At 74.4% G+C, this 17,895-nt stretch carries 15 protein-coding genes; 9 read left to right on the forward strand and 6 right to left on the reverse strand.

Features of this window, described 5'->3' with window-relative positions; genetic code table 11:
* Positions 1-737: 737 nt before the first annotated feature.
* From rpmG to rpmF, 3 genes are all read left to right on the forward strand, one after another.
* The gene (rpmG, locus tag ABZ234_RS11710) at positions 738-902 is read left to right on the forward strand and encodes a 50S ribosomal protein L33 (protein WP_267945242.1); all 165 of its coding nucleotides are present in this window, start codon (positions 738-740) and stop codon (positions 900-902) included.
* Positions 903-981: 79 nt separating this feature from the next.
* Entirely contained in the window at positions 982-1,230 is a 249-nt protein-coding gene (locus tag ABZ234_RS11715) for a type B 50S ribosomal protein L31 (protein WP_267945241.1), read from the forward strand.
* A 69-nt stretch (positions 1,231-1,299) separates the two neighbouring features.
* Complete coding sequence (rpmF, locus tag ABZ234_RS11720) at positions 1,300-1,470, forward strand: 50S ribosomal protein L32 (protein WP_267945240.1); 171 nt, start codon at positions 1,300-1,302, stop codon at positions 1,468-1,470.
* A 60-nt stretch (positions 1,471-1,530) separates the two neighbouring features.
* Here the strand turns inward: rpmF and ABZ234_RS11725 are convergent, their stop codons facing one another.
* Positions 1,531-2,487, reverse strand: a complete 957-nt coding sequence (locus ABZ234_RS11725) for an NAD(P)-dependent alcohol dehydrogenase (protein WP_355011952.1) — start codon at positions 2,485-2,487, stop codon at positions 1,531-1,533.
* A gap of 123 nt (positions 2,488-2,610) precedes the next feature.
* On the opposite strand from ABZ234_RS11725, the gene ABZ234_RS11730 reads away from it, so the two are divergent.
* The 5 genes from ABZ234_RS11730 (at position 2,611) to ABZ234_RS11750 (ending at position 9,033) form a co-directional block, all read left to right on the forward strand.
* A complete protein-coding gene (locus tag ABZ234_RS11730; RefSeq protein ID WP_355011953.1) occupies positions 2,611-3,345 on the forward strand; it encodes a TetR/AcrR family transcriptional regulator in 735 nt (244 codons plus the stop codon).
* Positions 3,346-3,432: 87 nt separating this feature from the next.
* A complete protein-coding gene (locus ABZ234_RS11735) occupies positions 3,433-5,826 on the forward strand; it encodes a lysylphosphatidylglycerol synthase transmembrane domain-containing protein (protein ID WP_355011954.1) in 2,394 nt (797 codons plus the stop codon).
* 379 nt (positions 5,827-6,205) lie between these two features.
* Positions 6,206-7,039, forward strand: a complete 834-nt coding sequence (locus tag ABZ234_RS11740) for a MetQ/NlpA family ABC transporter substrate-binding protein (protein WP_267945236.1) — start codon at positions 6,206-6,208, stop codon at positions 7,037-7,039.
* A gap of 244 nt (positions 7,040-7,283) precedes the next feature.
* Positions 7,284-7,796: a hypothetical protein gene (locus ABZ234_RS11745; protein ID WP_355011955.1), complete on the forward strand. Its 513-nt coding sequence runs from the start codon at positions 7,284-7,286 to the stop codon at positions 7,794-7,796.
* 238 nt (positions 7,797-8,034) lie between these two features.
* Positions 8,035-9,033 carry a MerR family transcriptional regulator gene (locus ABZ234_RS11750; RefSeq protein ID WP_355011956.1) on the forward strand — a complete coding sequence of 333 codons (999 nt, stop codon included), beginning with the start codon at positions 8,035-8,037 and terminating at the stop codon, positions 9,031-9,033.
* A gap of 42 nt (positions 9,034-9,075) precedes the next feature.
* On the opposite strand, the gene ABZ234_RS11755 is transcribed toward ABZ234_RS11750, so the two are convergent.
* The 5 genes from ABZ234_RS11755 to ABZ234_RS11775 form a co-directional block, all read right to left on the reverse strand.
* Positions 9,076-10,005, reverse strand: coding sequence for an alpha/beta hydrolase fold domain-containing protein (locus tag ABZ234_RS11755; RefSeq protein WP_355011957.1), 930 nt, complete (start codon positions 10,003-10,005; stop codon positions 9,076-9,078).
* Between the two features lie 323 nt (positions 10,006-10,328).
* Positions 10,329-10,748 carry a CBS domain-containing protein gene (locus tag ABZ234_RS11760; RefSeq protein ID WP_344183921.1) on the reverse strand — a complete coding sequence of 140 codons (420 nt, stop codon included), beginning with the start codon at positions 10,746-10,748 and terminating at the stop codon, positions 10,329-10,331.
* Positions 10,749-11,025: 277 nt separating this feature from the next.
* Positions 11,026-12,138, reverse strand: a complete 1,113-nt coding sequence (locus tag ABZ234_RS11765) for a hypothetical protein (protein WP_355011958.1) — start codon at positions 12,136-12,138, stop codon at positions 11,026-11,028.
* Between the two features lie 133 nt (positions 12,139-12,271).
* Entirely contained in the window at positions 12,272-14,119 is a 1,848-nt protein-coding gene (locus ABZ234_RS11770; RefSeq protein ID WP_355011959.1) for an ABC transporter ATP-binding protein/permease, read from the reverse strand.
* Positions 14,116-16,086, reverse strand: coding sequence for an ABC transporter ATP-binding protein (locus tag ABZ234_RS11775; RefSeq protein ID WP_355011960.1), 1,971 nt, complete (start codon positions 16,084-16,086; stop codon positions 14,116-14,118). The genes ABZ234_RS11770 and ABZ234_RS11775 overlap by 4 nt, the downstream gene beginning before the upstream one ends.
* 507 nt (positions 16,087-16,593) lie before the next feature.
* Between ABZ234_RS11775 and ABZ234_RS11780 the strand changes: the two genes are divergently transcribed.
* Positions 16,594-17,820: a glycosyltransferase family 4 protein gene (locus ABZ234_RS11780; RefSeq protein ID WP_355011961.1), complete on the forward strand. Its 1,227-nt coding sequence runs from the start codon at positions 16,594-16,596 to the stop codon at positions 17,818-17,820.
* The last annotated feature ends 75 nt before the right edge of the window (positions 17,821-17,895 follow it).

The following is a 17,895-nucleotide window of genomic DNA, read 5'->3' on the forward strand; positions in this document are numbered from 1 at the left end:
CGACGGGGGAGCGGAGGGCTGCCGGAGCCGGAGGGCGCGCCCGGCGCGCCCTCCGGGGCGCTTCAGGGGCGGGAACTCGGCGGAGGCATCCCCCCTTCCCGGGGGTCGGGCGCTCCGTCCTGGAGCCGCGCTGTTCCCCGGGCTCCTGCCTCCCGGGGGCCGGGGTTTTCCCGGGGACCGGGGCGGTGCGGTGGCCCGGTGTGGCGCCCCGGCCCGGTGCCGGGCCCCTGCGCCGACCGGGCCGGTTCTCGCACCCCCTCGCCGATGCGGTGGTTGCCGCGCGGCCCGTGCGCGGGAGAGCCGATCCTGCGCCTGCAGTACGGACAGGGTCCGGAGACGACCACGGTTGCTCCTCAGTCGTTGATCATGGCCAGGAGCAGGACGCCGCAGAAGACGAGGAAGGCCGTGGTCGGCCATGACGAGAACTGACCCTTGAAGTTGCGTGCGGTCACAGAAGCCTCCGGGTGCCGAGGGAAGGGGAAGACGGAACCTGAGTACCACGAGCCGGTGACACTCCGCAGTTCGTCGCTACGAAAAGTCACCCTCTGTCCTGCTTGTCGGGTGCCCTCCGCCGCGGCCGGGGCGGAGGGCACCACGGGCGCCGGTGACGGCCGCTGTGTCGCGGGTCCGCCGTGCGCCGCTTCCCGCCGGTCGGCCCGTCGTCATCGGAGCGGTCGATCCGGGAATGAAAACGGTTATCATTGGCTTATTAGGCGTGAGACCCCGAGGAGGCATCCATGGCACGCAACGAGGTACGCCCCATCATCAAGCTCAAGTCCACGGCGGGCACGGGCTACACCTACGTGACCCGCAAGAACCGGCGCAACACACCCGACCGGCTCACCCTGAGCAAGTACGACCCCCGGGTCCGCCGCCACGTCGAGTTCCGCGAGGAGCGCTGACCCGGCCCGGCCGCACGCACAGCCGCCGCGCCCCGGCCCCGACCGGGGCCGGCGCCGAGGACACCGCCAGGAGGCACGCATGAAACCCGGAATCCACCCCGCCTACGGGCCCGTCGTCTTCCGCGACCGCGCGGGGGACTTCTCCATCCTCACCAGGTCCACCGCCACCAGCGACAAGACCATCGAGTGGAGCGACGGCAACACCTACCCGCTGATCGACGTCGAGATCTCCAGCGCCAGCCACCCCTTCTACACCGGCAACGCCCGGGTGGTCGACACGGCCGGACGCGTGGAGCGCTTCCAGCGCCGCTACCAGCGCAAGGGCTGACGCCCGACCGCGGCGGGGCGAGCGCCCCGCCGCCCGACCCACCCCACGACAACGACGAGGACAGGGCCGATGGCCGTACCCAAGCGCAGGATGTCGCGCTCCAACACCCGCACGCGCCGTTCCCAGTGGAAGGCCACCACCCCGGACCTGGTGCGCGTCACCCTGGGGGGACGCGAGTACCTGGTGCCGCGCAACCTCGTCCGCGCCTACCGGCGCGGACTGCTCTCCCCGCCCGCCTGAGCGGGACGCGACGACCGCCGCCGCACGCCGGGCCGCCCCGGGGCGCGGCGGCGTCCGTGTTCAGACCACCCGGACGACGTGCTTGCCCCGCACACCCCCGGCCTCCAGCGCCCGGTGCGCGGCGGCCACGTCCGAGAGCGGGTGCACCGTGTCCACCACGGGTCGCAGGGCGCCCTCCTCGACGTACCGGGTCAGATCGGCGAACAGCGCGTGCCGGGGCTGGCCGCTGAAGAACCGCACCCGCCGTGAACCGAACGCGTACGAGGCCAGGACGTAGCCCACCATGGCCGCCGAGTCGAAGGACAGCCCGATCATGCGCCCGCCGGGCGCCAGCAGTCGCCGCAGGGCCGGCAGGTCCGACCCCGCGCTGTCGACGATGACGTCGAACCTCCCCAGATCGGCCAGAGGGGTCGCGGCGTAGTCGAAGGCCTCCTCGGCGCCGAGCTCGCGGACCAGGTCCAGGTTGCGCGCGGACGCGAGCCCGGTGACGCGCCCGCCCATCGCCTTCGCGAGCTGCACCGCGGTGTTGCCCACGCCGCCGCTCGCCCCGCGCACGAGCACCCGCTCTCCGCTCCGGAGGCGGGCCTTGTCGCGCAGGGCGGTGATCGAGGTCGTGCCGACCGGCAGCGCCGCGGCCTCGACCAGGTCGATGCCCTCCGGCGCCAGGGACACCTGCCGGGTCGGCACCGCCACGTACTCCGCCGCGCTGCCGAACCCCATTCTCGGCAGCAGGCCCCACACCCGGTCGCCCACCCGGTAGCCGGTGGCGCCCGGCCCGGTCTCCGCGACCTCGCCGGTGAAGTCCATGCCGACCCTCTTGGGGAAGGAGCGGCCCGCCACCCACCGGAGCCCGCCCGAGCGCAGCAGCAGTTCGCCGCCGTTCACGCTGACGGCGTGGACCCGCACGAGCAGCTGCCCGGGGCCGGCGGTCGGGGCCGGGACCCGGCCCTCGTACAGGACCTCCGGGGGGCCGTACCCGTCGTACAGCGCCGCTCTCATCAGGCTCGCCGATCCCATCGCCCACTCCTTCGGATGTGCGGAGGACACACTCCCCGCCTTATGTGGACAGGGTCGTCCGCTTTCTCTCCACGCTAACGCGCCAAACGGACAGCACCATCCGTTTGCCGTAAAGTGAGAGGCATGGCAGAGCGGACCTCTCGGATGGAGCCCGGCGGCGCCGCCCGCGTCGCGGAGAACCCCTCGGGCGCGGGGGCGGAGCCGCCCGCCGTGCGCGAACCCCCGATCGCGGGCCGGGGCCTGCGGTCCGACGCCCGGCACAACCGCCGGCGCATCATGGAGGCCGCCCGGGCGGCGTTCGCCGAGCGCGGGATCGACGTGCCGATGGTCGCGATCGCACGCCGGGCGGGGGTGGGGCCGGCGACCCTCTACCGCCGCTTCCCGACCAGGGAGACCCTGGTCGCCGAGGTCTTCGCCGACGAGATGGCGGAGTGCGCCGGGCTGGTCGCCGAGGCGCTCGCCGACCCCGACCCCTGGCACGCCTTCTGCACGGTGCTCACGGAGGTGTGCGCCATGCAGGCGGCCGACAAGGGCTTCACCGAGGCCTTCCTCGCGGCCTTCCCCGACTCCGACGGCTTCGACGAGCGGCGCGTCCACGTCGAACACGGCCTGGACGAGCTGATCCGCAGGGCCAAGGAGTCGGGGCGGCTGCGCGCCGACTTCGCCCGGGAGGACATCGTCCTGGTGCTCCTGGCCAACGGCGGCATCGTCACATCCGACCCGGAGACGACCCGGGCGGCCTCGCGGCGCCTGGTCGCCCACATGCTCCGGTCCTTCGAGAGCGCGGGCGACTCCGGGGAGCTGCCCCCGGTGCCCCCGATCGGACTGGGCCAGCTGTACCGGCTGCCGGGGGACTGACGCCGACCGGGGCGCGCCCCGACCGGACGTACGAAACGCCCCCACCCCTGGCATCCGAATCCCCGCGGGTCGGGCAGGCTTGGACCCGTGACGACCCGAACCGCCCCGGACGCCCCCGTCCCGGACCCCAGCACCGCGCGCACACCGCGCAGACCCGTCGACCTCCTCCTGGGCGCGGCGGGCCTGCTGCTGGTGGCGGCGATCATGCTCGCCGTCCGCGTGGCCACCGACAGCGGCGACGCGGCCGACCCCGACCGGCTCCGATCGATCATGCCCTCCGGCCTGCTCCTGTTCGTCGCGGTGGGCGCGAACCTGGTGATCATCGTCCTGGTCTGCTACGTGGTCCTGCGCACCCTGTTCACGGGGAGGCCCCGGGACCTCGCGCGCGCCATGGCCTCGGGCGTCGCCGCCTACGTCCTCGCCTCCCTCATCAACGCCGCCCTGGCCACCCTGATCAGCCCCGGCCAGGTACCCAACCCCCTCACCCCCGCCCCCGACGACGTCTTCACCGGCGCCACCCTGGGCTACGTGGCCGCGGTCCTCGCCTTCATCCGCACGATGCCCACGGGCCTGCCGCGCACCCGCTCCGTCCTGTGGGCGGGGAACACCGCCGTCGCGGTCTGCGCCCTCCTGGCCGGGGTCACCAGCCTGCTCGCCCTCGTGCTCACCGTCCTGGTCGGCCTGACCTGCGCCTTCCTCGCCCGTTACGCCATCGGCGCGGGCGCTCCCGCCCCGGCCGACGACCGGCGCCTGCGCGCCGAGCTGGAACGGTTCGGCATGACCGCGACCACCGTCGCCCGGGCGGGCGAGGACCGGGAGGGCAACCCGCGCCACCTGGCCGAGCTCGACGACGGAGGCCGGGTCGAGGTCACCGTGCTCAGCTCCGAGAACACCTCCGGGTTCTGGCGGCGCCTGCGCGACCTGGTGTTCCTGCGCGGACCGGTCGCCCCCCGGATGCTCTACGGCGTGCGCCGCCGGGCCGAGCACGCCGCGCTGATGAGCTACTCCGCCCGGAACGCCGGCGTCACCGTCCCCCGGGTCCTGGGCGTGGGCGAACTCGGCCCCGGCACCGTCGTCCTCGTCCGCGAACTCCCCGGCTGCCTGCCCCTGGAGGACCTGGACGACGACGCCCTCACCGACGACGTCCTCGACCTGTGCTGGAACGGGCTCGGGACCCTGCACCGCCACCGCATCGCCCACGGCGGGCTCAGCGGGGCCACGGTCGGGATCCTGGGGGCCGCCCCGGAGAGGGCGGGGTTCACCGGCATCGACCGGGGCACGGTGGCCGCACCGCAGATGAGGATCTCCCTCGACCACGCCGCGATGGTCACCCTGCTGGCGATGCGGGTCGGCGCCGAACGCGCGGTGGACTCGGCCGTGCGCTCCCTCGGGGTTCCCGCCACGGCGGCGATCCTGCCCTTCCTGCAACCGGCCGGCCTGCCCTACCCGCTGCGCTCGGGCCTGCGCGCGCACCGCGGGCTCCTGGGCCGGCTGCGCGAGCGCATGGTCGAGACCGCCCCCGAGGCGCCCGCCGAACCGGCCCGCCTGGAGCGCATGCGGCCCCGCACGATCGTCAGCTTCGTGGTCGCGACCGCCGTCGGACTGGTGCTCCTCTACCAGCTGACCGGCGTCGACTTCAGCACCATCGGCCAGGCCGACCCGGCGTGGGCGGCCGCCGCCTTCGTCATGTCCACCGTGTGCATGGTCGCCGCGGCGATGATCCTGGTCGGGTTCGTGCCGGTCCCGCTGCCCTGGTGGCGCACGGTCATGGTCCAGTACGCGGCCTCGTTCGTGCGGATCGCCGCCCCGGCCGGGCTCGGGTCCATCGCGGTCAACACCCGCTTCGTCACCAGGGCGGGAGCCCCCGCCGCGCTGGCGCTGTCGGCCGTGGGCCTCACACAGCTGGTCGGGTTCCTCATCCACGTGCCGCTGCTGCTGGTGTGCGCCTACCTCACCGGCGCCTCGTACTGGACGGGCTTCACCCCCTCGCCGACCGTCGTGGGGATCAGCATCGCGGGGACCGCGGTGGTCGCCGTGGTCCTGCTGTCGCCCCGCATGCGCCGGGCGATCGCCTCCCGGACCCGCCCCTACCTGCAGGGGGTGCTGCCGCGGCTGCTGGACATGCTCCAGAGCCCGTCCTCCCTGCTCCTGGGGTTCGGGGGGACGCTGCTGCTGACCGTGGGGTTCGTGCTGTGCCTGTACGCCTCGGTGGCGGCCTTCACCGACCCGGGCACGCAGGTGAGCCTGGTCGCGGTCGCCGTGGTCTTCCTGGCGGGCAACGCGATCGGTTCGGCCGCGCCCACTCCGGGCGGCCTGGGTGCGGTCGAGGCCGCGCTGATCGGAGGGCTCACGGCGGTGGCGGGCGTGCCCGCGGCCGTGGCGCTTCCCGCGGTGCTGCTGTTCCGGCTGCTGACCTTCTGGTTCCCGGTCCTGCCGGGCTGGGCGGCCTTCAGCCACCTCCAGCGCCGTGAGGCGATCTGACCGGGAGGATTGCGGCGGGGTGCGCGCCCGGCCCCGCCGGGAGCGGGCGGGGAGCGCGGTGGCCGGCGCCGCTAACCTGGGAGGACAGGGCCCGTGCGAGCGGGCGGTGCGCGGCCCCCGGTCCCTCCCCGCCTGGGGGCGGAGCCCGACGGCGGGACTCCTGTCCCGGCACGGGGCGAGGGGGGCGAACACCGCGGCCCCGGCCCCGGAGACGAGCGGTTCGGGCAGGTCAGGCGAGTGATCCCATCATGTGCCGTTTGTCACTGGCGGGCGCCGGCGGGGGTAATCCTCAATTAAGATCGGGAAAATAGGAAATTCTGGTGGCAGGTCGGGTCCGTCCCGTTCCCTCCACCGCACCGCACCCGTGAGGATCCCCTTCATGCGCCGCACCGCCATCGCCGTCCCCGCCACCGCAGTACTCCTGGCGGTGGCCGCCTGTGGCGCCCCGTCCGAGAACGCCTCCGAAGCCGCCTCCGGCGAGGACACCCTCGTGGTCGGCGCGACGGCGGTCCCCGCCGGGGACATCCTGGAGTTCGTCGACGCGGAACTGGCGGCCGGGGCCGGGCTGGACCTGGAGATCGTCGAGTTCTCCGACTACATCGCCCCCAACGCCGCCCTCGACGAGGGGCAGCTGGACGCCAACCTCTACCAGCACGCCCCCTTCCTCGACGAGTTCAACGAGGGCAACGGCACCGACCTCGTCTCCGTCCAGGAGATCTACCTGCCCCCGCTGGGCCTGTACTCCAACAAGGTCGACGCGGTCGAGGACCTGCAGGACGGCGCCGAGGTCGCACTGCCCAACGACCCGACCAACGAGTTCCGGGCGCTCCTGCTGCTGGAGGAGGGCGGCCTGATCACCCTGGCCGAGGGCGTCGACGAGGCCACCTTCTCGCTCTCCGACATCGAGGAGAACCCGAAGGACCTGGAGTTCCGCGAGGTCGAGGCCGCTCAGCTGCCCCGCTCGCTGGACGACGTGGACGCCGCGATCGTCAACAACAACTACGCCCAGGAGGCGGGCCTGGACTTCGAGGAGGACAGCATCCTCCTGGAGCAGGTCGAGGGCAACCCGTACGTGAACGTCCTCGCCGCCCGCGCCGACAACGCCGACGACCCCCGCGTGGCCACCCTCGTGGAGCTGCTGACCTCGCAGGAGACCGCGGCGTTCATCGAGGAGGAGTACGCCGGCAGCGTCATCCCCGTCACCGCCGGCTGATCCCGGCCTCCCGCGCACCCCGTCCGGAGGCGCACCCGCACGGCCGTCCCACCGCACCGGTGGGGCGGCCGTCGGCCGTGCGGGCGGCCCCGTGGCCGCCGACGGGCCTCCCCGTAGGCATCGGCTCCGGCCGGAAGGGTCGGCCACCGGGTTCGACCGCTCGGACCCGTGGCCGGATGGGGCCATCTCCCTCCGCGGCGGTCCCGCGAACGCCTACCGTGGTGGCCCCTACTTCGGAGGTCCCATGAGAGGCTGTCTCGTCTTCCTGGCTCTGGGCATCGCGGGCGGCATCGGTTACCCGCTGGTGGGAAGGGTGGCGGGCGGCGACCTGTCCGCACTGCTCCCGCTCACCGCACTGGCGGCGGCGACCGCGGGTCTGGTCCTGTTCATCCGCACGCGGCGGAAGGGGGCAGCGGATGACGGCAGCACGTCCGTCGCCGCCGCTGCCGTTGACGGCAGCGACGGCAGCGACGGCAGCGACGACGGTGCCGAGGGTGCCGAGGACGGCGGGAACGGCGACCGGGAACGCGGTGGCGGTGGCCGTGTCCGGAACCGCGTGGTCCGGAACCGCGTGGCCAGGGCCGGGCTCGTCCTGTTCATCGGCATGTTCCCCGTCCTGTTCCTCCTCGCGTCGTTCGAGGCGGCCTCCTGGCTCGCCCCCTACGCGATGGGCGCGGGCGGCGTCGGGTTCGCGCTCTCCCTCTTCGGTGACGGCGGCAGCACCGGCGGGGACGGCGGTGACGGCGGCGGTGAGTGACGGTGGCCGGGCCCGCACCGCGCCTGCTCGGGCCGGTGGTCCCGAAGCCGCGGTCGAGGGCAGGGCAGCCGGGCCGAGCGGGAGGGAGGCGGTGGCGGCGGTGGGCCGGCCGTCCAGGTCCGCCGACAGGTCCGCCCGGAGCCACCCCGCCCCCGCCCCGGGGAGGCTCCGACAGCACGGCGGTCCCGTGCTCCACGGCGGTTGAGTCTCAAGCCGCTCGAGACCCGATAGTGGCGGTATGCACGACAACGACCTGTACCCGATCGGGGACGCCGCGCGCCGATCCGGCCTGAGCGTCAGCGCCGTCCGGTTCTACTCCGACGCCGGGGTCATTCCCCCCACACGCCTGACCGGGGCCGGCTACCGGCTCTACGACGTCCACGCCATCGCCCGGCTGGAGCTCGTGCGGACCCTGCGCGAGCTGGACGCCGGCCTGGAGGACATCCGCCAGGTGCTCGACGGAGAGAGGACCCTGCACGACCTCCTCACCGCCCACCTGGGGATCGTCGAACGCCAGGAGCGCGGCCTGCGCGCGAAGCGCGCCGTTCTGAGGACCCTGGTCCGGCAGGAGGGAACCGCCGCCCAGGCGGCGCTCCTGCACAAACTCGTCTCGATGACCGACGAGGAGCGCGAACGGCTCGTCGACGACTTCTGGAACGAGGTCGGCGCCGGCCTCGACGTGCCCCCCGCGTTCGTCGAGCGGTTGCGGCAGCTGCGGCCCCAGCTGCCGGAGGACCCCACCGCCGCCCAGCTCGAGGCCTGGATCGAGCTGGCCGACCTGGTCCGGGACCAGGAGTTCCGCGCAGCGGTCCACGACTACCTCCAGGTCACCTACACGACCGAGCCGGGGAAGCTCTTCGCCGCCTCACCGGTGCAGGAGTTCATGTACGAGACGGGGGTACCGATCATGGAGGACATCCTCGCCCTTCACCGTTCCGGGGAGCCCGCGGAGTCCCCACGCGCCCAGGAGGCGGTCGTCCGCCTGGCCGACGCCGCCGCCGCGCTCGGCGGCGCCCGGTCCACCGCCGGGTACCGGGACAACCTGGCGTCGTACCTGGTCGAAATGGTCAGGCTGGAAGAGGAGGAGCCGCTGGAGGACCCCTGGTTCGACAGCACGCACGGCAGGTACATGGGCCTGGTGGCGGTGATCAACGGGGGCCCGCCCGGCGGGGAGGAGGGCCCGGTGCCCTGGCCCTGGATCGTGGCGGCCCTTCGTGCGTCGGTCCCCGGGGACTGACGCGCGCGGGGCCCGCCCCCGGACGGGCCCCGCGGCACGGGGTCAGTCCGTGAGGGCGTCGGCGAAGAAGGCGAGCGAGCGGTCTACCTCGCCGAGGGAGGGGCCGCGGTTGAGGTGTCCGTGCGGCATCCCCGCCGCGAGGTAGGTCCTGTGGGGAACCCCCGACTCCTCCAGCTGCCTGGCGAGCAGTTCTCCGGAGGGCCGCAGGTCGTCGTACTCGGACAGCACGATGCTGGTCGCCGGAAGGCCGGTCAGGTCCGCGGCCCCGGGCATCGCGTCGGCCGGGAGCCCGCCCACGCGGCCCACGTAGTTGCGCACCATGGCCTCGATCGACTCGGGGGTGAACCGCAGGACCGGCGGCAGGACCTCCATCCGGGCCGCGCCGTCCGCGTCCAGCGCCGGGGTCGGGAAGTGGACGAAGGGGTAGGCCAGCAGCACCGAGCGGGGGAGGGGGAGGCCCCGGTCGCGCAGCCGCAGCGCCGTGGACAGGGCCAGCGCGGAACCCGCGCTCGCCCCTCCGAGGGCGACGGCGCCGGCCTCCGCCCAGCCCGTTCCGGCGAGCCACGTCCACGCCGCGTACGCGTCGTCGACGGGGACCGGATAGCGGACGCCGTCCACGGCGAGGCGGTAGCCGACGGAGACGACCAGGGCCTGTGCGCGGGCGGCCAGCTCCGAACCGACGGTGTGCGCCTCCGGCATGTCCAGGTCCCCGGCCATGAACCCGCCGCCGTGCAGCCACAGCAGCGCGCGGCCGCTCTGCTCCCGCGGCCGGTAGATCCGTACGGGGACCTCCCCGTGGGGGCCCGGGACGGTCCGGTCCTCGACCGAGACGTCGGGCATCCGCCACTCGGCGGGGTCGCGGTGGTACTCGGCGAAACACCGTGCCGCCTCGGGGTCCGAGCGCGCCATGGCGCGGTCGCCGAGGCCTTCGAGGTGGTGCAGCCTGCCGGCGAGGTAGGGGTCGAGGGTCATGCCGTCTCCGGGTTCTCGGGTCGGTGCGTCCCGGGTGTGTTCCGCGGACCGCGGGGAGCGGCCGGACCGGGCACGCGGAGGACGGCGGTGTCCGTGGCGCACGCGGCAGCGGGGTGGGACGCGGTGATCCTGTCATACCTGGGGTCCGGAGCCCCGAACCGCTCCGGGCGGTACGGCCGCTCCGCCCGCGGCTCCCGGTCGCCGCGCACCCCGGGGCCGCCTGCCGCCGACGGCACGGGAGGCCCCCGACGCGCCGCCGGACACGGACGAGCCCCGCCCGGGCTCCCCAACCCGGGCGGGGCTTCTCTCCTGTGATGGTCCGGTCAGCGGTTGGGCGGGGCCGCGCTCACGTCCGCCAGCGCGGAGTCCTCGTCGACCACCCGCGCCAGGTCGCCCATGGTCACGATGCCCACGACCTCGGGCCCGTCGACGACGGGCAGGCGGCGCACGCTGGACGTGCGCATGGCGTGGACGGCGTCCCGGAGGCTGCTCTGGCGCGGAACGGTCACGACCTCGGCGCTGCAGACCTGGCCGACCGTGACCCTGTCCGGGTCCCCCTCGTCGGCCACGCAGCGCACCACGATGTCCCGGTCGGTGAGCACCCCGCGGATCCTCCCGGAGTCGGTCACCACGACATCGCCCACGTCCTCGTCACGCATGATCCTGGCGGCCTCGCGCAGGGTCGTTTCCGGTGCGACCGTGTGAACGGTCTCGCTCATCACTTCGGCGATACTGTCCGCCATGGTCAGCTCCTCTCACGATTACCGGCCTCGCACAGGGCCCTAGCCGACTTCCCGACGCCTAAACGTTCCCGTCCCTCCTTCCTCGCGTGTCCCGGGCTCGGCTCCGACGCCCGGGAGGGCGCGGGCCGGGCGATACCTGGTGCGGGCCCGCAGGTGGAGGCCGTGCCGCCGGAGAGGACCGGTTCGACGGCCGGGGGGCGCGCCGGTCCCGTGGGCGGCGGCAGACCCCTGCCGGTCGGGGCCGACGCGTTCCGGTGAGCGGGGCGCCTCGGCGCGCTCAGGAGTGGGAGGCCGCGGCGCCCCCGGCGGCGGTGGCGGCCGCCCGTGCCCCGAAGGCGAAGCCCGCGGCCGCCAGCTCCCCGAGGGCTTCGACCGTCCGGGGGTCCTGGGCCGCGTCCGGGGTGACGGTGCGCAGCCCTCCCGGCCCCAGGGAGGCCAGCGCCCTCGTCAGGTCCGGGGACGGAGGGGACGCCGGAGTCCCGAGGGGGAACGGCGCGAACACGGCGAGGGCCGCGGCCACCGTCCACAGCTCGTGGAGCAGGCCGTAGCCCAGCGCCCCCTCCAGGGTGCGGCCCGTGGGGGAGGCCGCCCACCGGTCCAGCGCCCCGCACAGGTCCGCGTGCTCGACCCCCGCCTGTCGCAGTTCCTCCCGCATCAGGGCCACGTGGCTCTCGTAGCGGTGCGCCGCGGTGTCCCAGCGGATCGCCGCGGCGCGGGCACGGCGCCAGCTCACGAACGGCACCAGCCCGGGCGCGTGAAGGACGTCCCCGGCCACGGCCTCCCCGGGGCGCGCGAGCAGGGCGGACCGCCGGGCGCCCATCGCGTGGTCGTTGCCCACCAGGCTCGTGTCGCCGTCGTGCTGGACCAGGTTGGGCACCGTGACGAACGCGCTCCGGCCCCGCTCCTCCAGGAACCGGGCGACCACCTCGTCGTCGTGTTCGGCCGGATCGTGGGAGTCGATCGCCCTGACCAGGGCGGAGGCCGTCGCCGCGGGCAGGGCCAGGCCGACGGTGGGCACGAAGGCGTCGACGCACTCGGCGAGGCCGAACCCGCCCATCGACGCCCACCGCGCCATCGACCCCGTCCCCGACCCCCATTCGCAGAACAGGGCGACGGGAAGGTCCGGGTGGGCGGACAGGACCCCGGCCAGGACGTCCGCCATACCGGCCACCGGTACGGCGTCGTCCTGGAGCACCAGGTGGTGGGTGGACCCCGGCGGTGCCGCCGCCCAGGCGGCACGTGCCGTCCGCAGGGTCGCCGGCGGGCCGTCCGGTTCCGGGTCGAGGACGACCCGGGGGGAGAGCCCGGGGAGGGAGGCCGCCAGGCGGTGGGCCGCCGCGGAGCGTTTCGGGTGCGCCATGATCGCGCAGGAGAGGTGGACGCCGGACATCAGTGCCCCCGATGGGTGGAAGGAAGGGCATCCCCGGACCCGGGGATGACGGTGTGGTCGTGGGATCCCGCGGTCGTCCGCAGCCGCGCGGTACACCCGGTAGGGCGGGGACACCGGCGCGGGGAGGACGCGGTCATCGCTCCGGCTGCCGGAGCCCGCCCGGCCCCGGCGCCCCGGGCGGCGGGCCCTGGCGGTACTGCTCGGCCTGCAGCCGGTACAGCTCCGAGTACAGCCCCCTCCTCCCCATCAGGTCGTCGTGGCTCCCGGACTCCGCGATCCGCCCGTCCGCCAGCACGAGGATCAGGTCGGCCGTGCGCACGGTCGAGAAGCGGTGGCTGACCAGGAGGGTGACGGCGCCGTTCCGCAGCCCCTCGGCCCTCGCGGCCCGCGCGTAGCCCTCGAAGAGCTGGTGCTCCGCCCGGGCGTCCAGGGCCGCGGTCGGTTCGTCGAGCATCAGCAGCAGCGGTCCCTCCCGCATCATCGTCCGGCCCAGCGCGAGCTTCTGCCACTGCCCGCCCGACAGCTGCACCCCTCCGGGCAGGCTGTGCCCCAGGGGTGTGGCCGCTCCGGAGGGCAGGTCACGGACCACCGCCCCGGCCCCGGCCCGCCGCAGGGCGGCGTCCACCGCGTCCGCGTCCGCCAGGCGCGGCAGGTCCCCGACGCCGACGGTCTCCCCTGCGGTCAGCTCGAAGCGCGAGAAGTCCTGGAATCCCGCCGTGATCCTCGCGCGCCACCGCTCCACCGGCAGGCGGCGCAGGTCGGTGCCGTCGATCTCGATCGTCCCCGCGGTGGGGAGGTAGAACCGGCTCAGCAGCTTGACCAGGGTGGACTTCCCGGCGCCGTTCTCCCCGACGACGGCCACCACGGACCCGGCGGGTATCCACAGGTCCACGCCGTCCAGGACCGCTTTCTCCCGGTCCGGGTACCGGAAGGAGACCCCCCGGAAGCGGATGCCGCCGGACAGCCGGGCGGGCACCTCGGCCGGTGGCTGCCCGCCCCGGTGCTCCCGGCGTCCGATCAGGGCTCTGACCCAGCGCAGGTCCGCCAGCGTCCGGGAGAGCCGCTGCAGCTCCTGGAGGAGCGCGACCACCCCGGACACCTGTTGGCTGACCTGGGCCGCGAGCACGACGGCCAGGACGACGTCGCCCACGGTGCGCTCGGCGGCGACGGCCTCCCGTACGACCAGCAGCGTGCCGGCGAGGTAGGCCGAGGCGAAGACCAGCTGGCCGGCGATACGCACGAGGACGGCCCTGGTCTCCCCGCCCCACAGCAGCCGGGTGGCGGCCCGCCAGTGCTCGGCGTGCCTGTCCTGGACGAAGTCGCGCATGCCCAGGACGCGGAGTTCCTTGGCCGTCGCGGTGTCCCCGGTCAGCTCCAGCACGTGTTGCGCGCCCCTGGTGTGCGGAGCGGCCCGGCGCCGACGTTCCCCCATCAGCGACTCGGCGTACCGGCCGGTCAGCAGGGGCGGCACGGCCGCCAGGGGGAGCAGCAGGAGCCAGGGGCTGAGATCGACCAGGAGCACGACGGTGATCACCAGGCCGCACATGAGGCTCAGGCCCGACATCAGCGCGGTCATCCCGCTGGTGGAGACCCTGCTCAGTTCCTGGCGCAGGACCGTGATCCGGTCGGCGTACTCCGGCCGTTCGTGGTGCTCCAGTCCCTCGGAGCCGTTCGACAGGCCGATCAGCTCCCTGTCCAGCCGCAGGAAGGCCTTGTCGCCCAGTTCCATGTACAGGACGTGGGCGAAGTGGGCGCCGACGAACGCGACGATCATCAGCAGGCCCGCCAGGGCGCCCGTCCACCCGGCCCGGGCAGCCTCCCCGGCCACGGCGGCGTCGGTGAGCACCCCCAGGGCGAGAGCCGTGAGCGGCTGGGCCACCGCGGCGGCGAGCATCAGCGCCGCCGCTCCCAGCAACCGCGCCCGGTCGGCCGACCACGACAGCCGGGTGAGCTCCCACACGGCCCACAAGGTGTCCCTCATCGCGCCACGCTCCTTCCCTCGCCGCGGCCGGCGGGGTCGAAGCGCTCGGCCTGGAGCCGGAACATGTGCGCGTAGCGGTTCCCCAAAGCCATGAGCTCCTCGTGCGTGCCCTGTTCGACCACGCGCCCGCCCTCCACCACGACGATCCCGTCCGCCCTGCGGACACTGGAGAACCGGTGGCTGATCAGGACCGAGGTGACCCCCGCGGTCAGTTCGATGAAGGAGTCGAAGAAGGCCGCCTCCGCGCGCACGTCCAGGGCCGACGTCGGCTCGTCCAGGACCAGCAGCCTCGCGCCGGCGTCGAGGGCGTAGAGGGACCGGGCGATGGCGACGCGCTGCCACTGCCCGCCGGAGAGCTCCGCCCCGCCCTCGTGCTTGCGGGAGAGCACGGTGTCGATGCCGTGCGGCAGTGCTTCCAGGGTGTCGAGGACGCCCGCGCGCCGCGCGGCGTCGCGCACCCCCTCCCGGTCGACGGGGAGGTGGACCGCCCCGCAGGCGATGTTGTCCGCGGCGGAGAACTCGTAGCGCACGAAGTCCTGGAACACGACGCTCACCTGCCGTCTCCAGATCTCGACCGGTGTCCGGCGGACGTCGCGCCCGTCCACCACGATGTCGCCCGCGTCGGGTTCGTGGAGCCGGGTGAGCAGCTTGACCAGCGTGGTCTTGCCGGCCCCGTTGACGCCGACGACGGCGGTGCAGCGGCCGGGGGCCAGGGACAGGTCCAGGCCGTCGAGGACCGGCCCTCCCGCGTTCGGGTAGGAGAAGCGCACGGACCTCAGCTCCACCGACACCGGCGCGGGGCCGGTGACGGGCTCCTCCACGGCGCCCGCGGCCTCCGGGGGCGCCGCTTGCCCCTCGGCCCGCGACATGCGCTCCTCCAGGGTGTCCAGGGACTGCCAGGCCCGCATGCCCAGGGAGGTCTGGAGGTCGGCCTCCGGGTAGTTGGCGCCGCACATCACCATCGCGGCGGTCGCCTGCAGCGCCAGCGCCAGCCCGGTGAGCGAGACGGCCCCCTGCGCGGCGTCGGAGGCGAGCAGGGCCAGGACGGAGCAGACCGCGAGCAGCCCCAGGGCGGTGTAGCCGAGGTACGGGACGAGGAACACCCGGCGCCTGGCCCGGGACACGCGGTCGTGCGCCCTCGTGTGCTCGTCGACGTAGCGGTCGGTGAACCAGGCTGTGAGCCCGAACAGCCGCAGCTCCTTGGCGTCGCGGGAGCCCATGGCCACCCCGCGCAGGTGGTTCGCGCGGCGCAGCACCGCGCCCACCCCGGTGTCGTACACACGGGACAGCACCCGCAGGCCGCCGCGCTGCCCCGTCCGGAAGACGAGTACCGCCACCAGGAGCGCCACCGCCATCGCCCAGGAGGCCACGGCCCCCAGGAGGGCGGTCAGGGCGGCGAGGCGCACGTAGCGGGCCACGAGCGCCAGCATTCCGGCGCAGGCGCCGCCCGGGGTGTGCGCACGGGCCTCGAACCAGCGGTTCACCTCGTCCAGGGAGTCGAGCACGGCCGGGTCCTCCAGCGGGCCGATGCCGGTGCTGCGCAGCGACGCCCGGATGAGGCGCTGCTGCAGGAGGCCGTCCATCCGCCGGGTCATGAGCTCGCCCAGCATGTGCTGCACGGGGGTGAGGAGGGTCTGGAGGGCGAAGAGCGCGGCGGCGGCCAGGAAGGCCCGCACGAGCGCGGACCAGGCCTGTGACCCCACCCCCGCCGCCACCGCCGCGGGCACCTGGCCGATCACGACCGAGGTGGCCACGACGAACGCGACGGGCAGCACGCCCAGGACCACGTTGACCAGGAGCAGTGCCGAGGCCAGTGCCGGGCCGGTCGAGGGGATCGCCCGGATGATGCGGACGCGGGCCAGGACGGCCTCGTCCCACCAGCGTTCCACGCCCGGACGCCGGTCGCGGGTCCCGGCCGGGGAGGACGTGCGGGAGGGGGGTGCGTGCTCTCGGTTCCCACTGCTCATGGGCGGCTCCAGACGGGGGTGGCGCGGACGGGGCCCGGGTCTGCGGCCTCGGGGCCCGCGTCGTCGGGTCGACGGATGTGGGGAGCTGGAGGAGACGGCGTGCTCCTGCCCGTGGGGTCTGCGGGGCGCGCGGCAGGCCTCTTTCCGGCCGACGGCTCCAGATCGTAGGCCACAGATCACCGTGTGTCCGGGGTCCGTCCCCGGTGGAGGACCGCCGTCGGAGTCCGTTCCGGTCGACCGGACCCGCTTGACGTGGGAGCGCTTCCATCCCAGGGTGAACAGAAGGAAACCCTGGCCACATCCGGCCAGGGGCGGGGCGTCCGGCCAGGGGCCGGGCCGGTGGCGGACGCGAGGGACCGGGACGGGTGCCGTGTTCCCCGTGGTCGTCGCGGGACGGGGGTCCGCCCCCGGTCGGCCGCCCGCGCCGGCCGGCGTGCCCCCGCTGCCGACGGGCCGTGCCCGGACGGGTGGAGGATGGGCGGTGGCCGAAGGAGGAGCGGAGGGCGGATGGCGTTGCGGATTCTGTTGGTGAGCGGGATCAGGCCCTGGGACCCGTTCGGCGGGGCCATGCGGACCAAGGTGATCGCCGGCGCCCTCGCCGGGCTCGGCACCGTGGACCTGCTGGTGCTGCCGCTCGACGGGAAGCACGAGGAGCCGCCCGCGGACTCCGTCTTCGACCGGGTGCTCACCGTGCCGCAGGAGTTCTCCCCGTTGGACCAGGCCAGGTCACCGGCGCGACGGGTCACCGAACTCCTCAGGGGCACCCTCGCCGCGCAGATCGGTAAGACGCGCAAGGCCGTCCTGGAGAAGGCTCCCGACTGGTTGGCGGGTACCCGGTACGACCTCGTCTGGTACATGCGCGAACACGTCTGGTTGATGACCCGCGGCCTGGTCTCCGCGCCCTCCGTCATCGACGTGGACGACCTGAGGGACGTGCTGCTGGCCCGCTGGCTCTCCATCGGCAAGGCGGACCGGGGCATGGAGCTCACCCCGGTCCGCAGACTGGACATGCACCGGGTCATCGCGCGCTGGCGGCGTATCCACCGCCAGGCCGCGCAGGGGGCGGACGTGCTCATCTACTCGGGACAGGGCGACCTCCTGCGCTCCGGCTTCCCGAACTCGCTGGTGGTCCCCAACACGTACACGCCTCCCGCCGGGGACGGCGGGGCGGAAGCGGCGGAGAAGAAGGGGCCGGGAAGGCCCACCCTCCTCTTCCAGGGGGTCCTGTCCTACGCCCCCAACGCCGACGCGGCCGCATGGCTGGTGAAGGGGATCGCGCCCCTGGTCCGGGAGGAGTTCCCGGACCTGCGCGTGCTGCTCGCCGGCCAGTCCTCGCCGCGCATCGACGCACTCGGCCGGTCCCCGGGGGTCGAGGTCACGGGCACCGTTCCCAGCATGACGCCCCACCTCCGCCGGGCGGACCTGGTGGTCGCGCCCCTGCGCGTGGCCGGGGGCACGCGCATCAAGATCCTGGAGGCCTTCGCCCACCGGGTGCCGGTGGTCTCCACCACCGTGGGGGCAGAGGGGCTGGAGGTCCGGGCCGGCGAGCACTGCGGGATCGCCGACACCACGGAGGCGATCGCCGACGAGTGCGTGCGGCTGCTCTCCGACCGTTCCGCCGCCCGCGCCATGGCCGACCGCGCCCACGAACTCTACGACTCCTCCTACCGCCCGGAGAAGGCCGCCGAGCAGGTGGCGCGGGCGGTCGACACGGCCCTGTCCGGGGGGCGCTGACGGAGGGCGGCGCAGCCCCGGTCCCGGGGGATCCGCTCCTGCGGCGCGGATCCCCCGGGACCGAAAAACGAGTGG

This window comes from Nocardiopsis sp. NPDC006198 (assembly GCF_040613895.1).
GTDB classification, from domain to species: Bacteria; Actinomycetota; Actinomycetes; order Streptosporangiales; family Streptosporangiaceae; genus Nocardiopsis; species Nocardiopsis tropica.

What these genes read in the sequence shown, in the direction of transcription:
- rpmG (WP_267945242.1), top strand. Translation starts at nt 738, where the DNA reads ATGGCACGCAACGAGGTACGCCCCATCATCAAGCTCAAGTCCACGGCG.
- ABZ234_RS11715 (WP_267945241.1), top strand. Translation starts at nt 982, where the DNA reads ATGAAACCCGGAATCCACCCCGCCTACGGGCCCGTCGTCTTCCGCGAC.
- rpmF (WP_267945240.1), top strand. Translation starts at nt 1,300, where the DNA reads ATGGCCGTACCCAAGCGCAGGATGTCGCGCTCCAACACCCGCACGCGC.
- ABZ234_RS11725 (WP_355011952.1), bottom strand. Translation starts at nt 2,487, where the DNA reads ATGGGATCGGCGAGCCTGATGAGAGCGGCGCTGTACGACGGGTACGGC.
- ABZ234_RS11730 (WP_355011953.1), top strand. Translation starts at nt 2,611, where the DNA reads ATGGCAGAGCGGACCTCTCGGATGGAGCCCGGCGGCGCCGCCCGCGTC.
- ABZ234_RS11740 (WP_267945236.1), top strand. Translation starts at nt 6,206, where the DNA reads ATGCGCCGCACCGCCATCGCCGTCCCCGCCACCGCAGTACTCCTGGCG.
- ABZ234_RS11745 (WP_355011955.1), top strand. Translation starts at nt 7,284, where the DNA reads ATGAGAGGCTGTCTCGTCTTCCTGGCTCTGGGCATCGCGGGCGGCATC.
- ABZ234_RS11750 (WP_355011956.1), top strand. Translation starts at nt 8,035, where the DNA reads ATGCACGACAACGACCTGTACCCGATCGGGGACGCCGCGCGCCGATCC.
- ABZ234_RS11755 (WP_355011957.1), bottom strand. Translation starts at nt 10,005, where the DNA reads ATGACCCTCGACCCCTACCTCGCCGGCAGGCTGCACCACCTCGAAGGC.
- ABZ234_RS11760 (WP_344183921.1), bottom strand. Translation starts at nt 10,748, where the DNA reads ATGGCGGACAGTATCGCCGAAGTGATGAGCGAGACCGTTCACACGGTC.
- ABZ234_RS11765 (WP_355011958.1), bottom strand. Translation starts at nt 12,138, where the DNA reads ATGTCCGGCGTCCACCTCTCCTGCGCGATCATGGCGCACCCGAAACGC.
- ABZ234_RS11770 (WP_355011959.1), bottom strand. Translation starts at nt 14,119, where the DNA reads ATGAGGGACACCTTGTGGGCCGTGTGGGAGCTCACCCGGCTGTCGTGG.
- ABZ234_RS11775 (WP_355011960.1), bottom strand. Translation starts at nt 16,086, where the DNA reads ATGAGCAGTGGGAACCGAGAGCACGCACCCCCCTCCCGCACGTCCTCC.
- ABZ234_RS11780 (WP_355011961.1), top strand. Translation starts at nt 16,594, where the DNA reads ATGGCGTTGCGGATTCTGTTGGTGAGCGGGATCAGGCCCTGGGACCCG.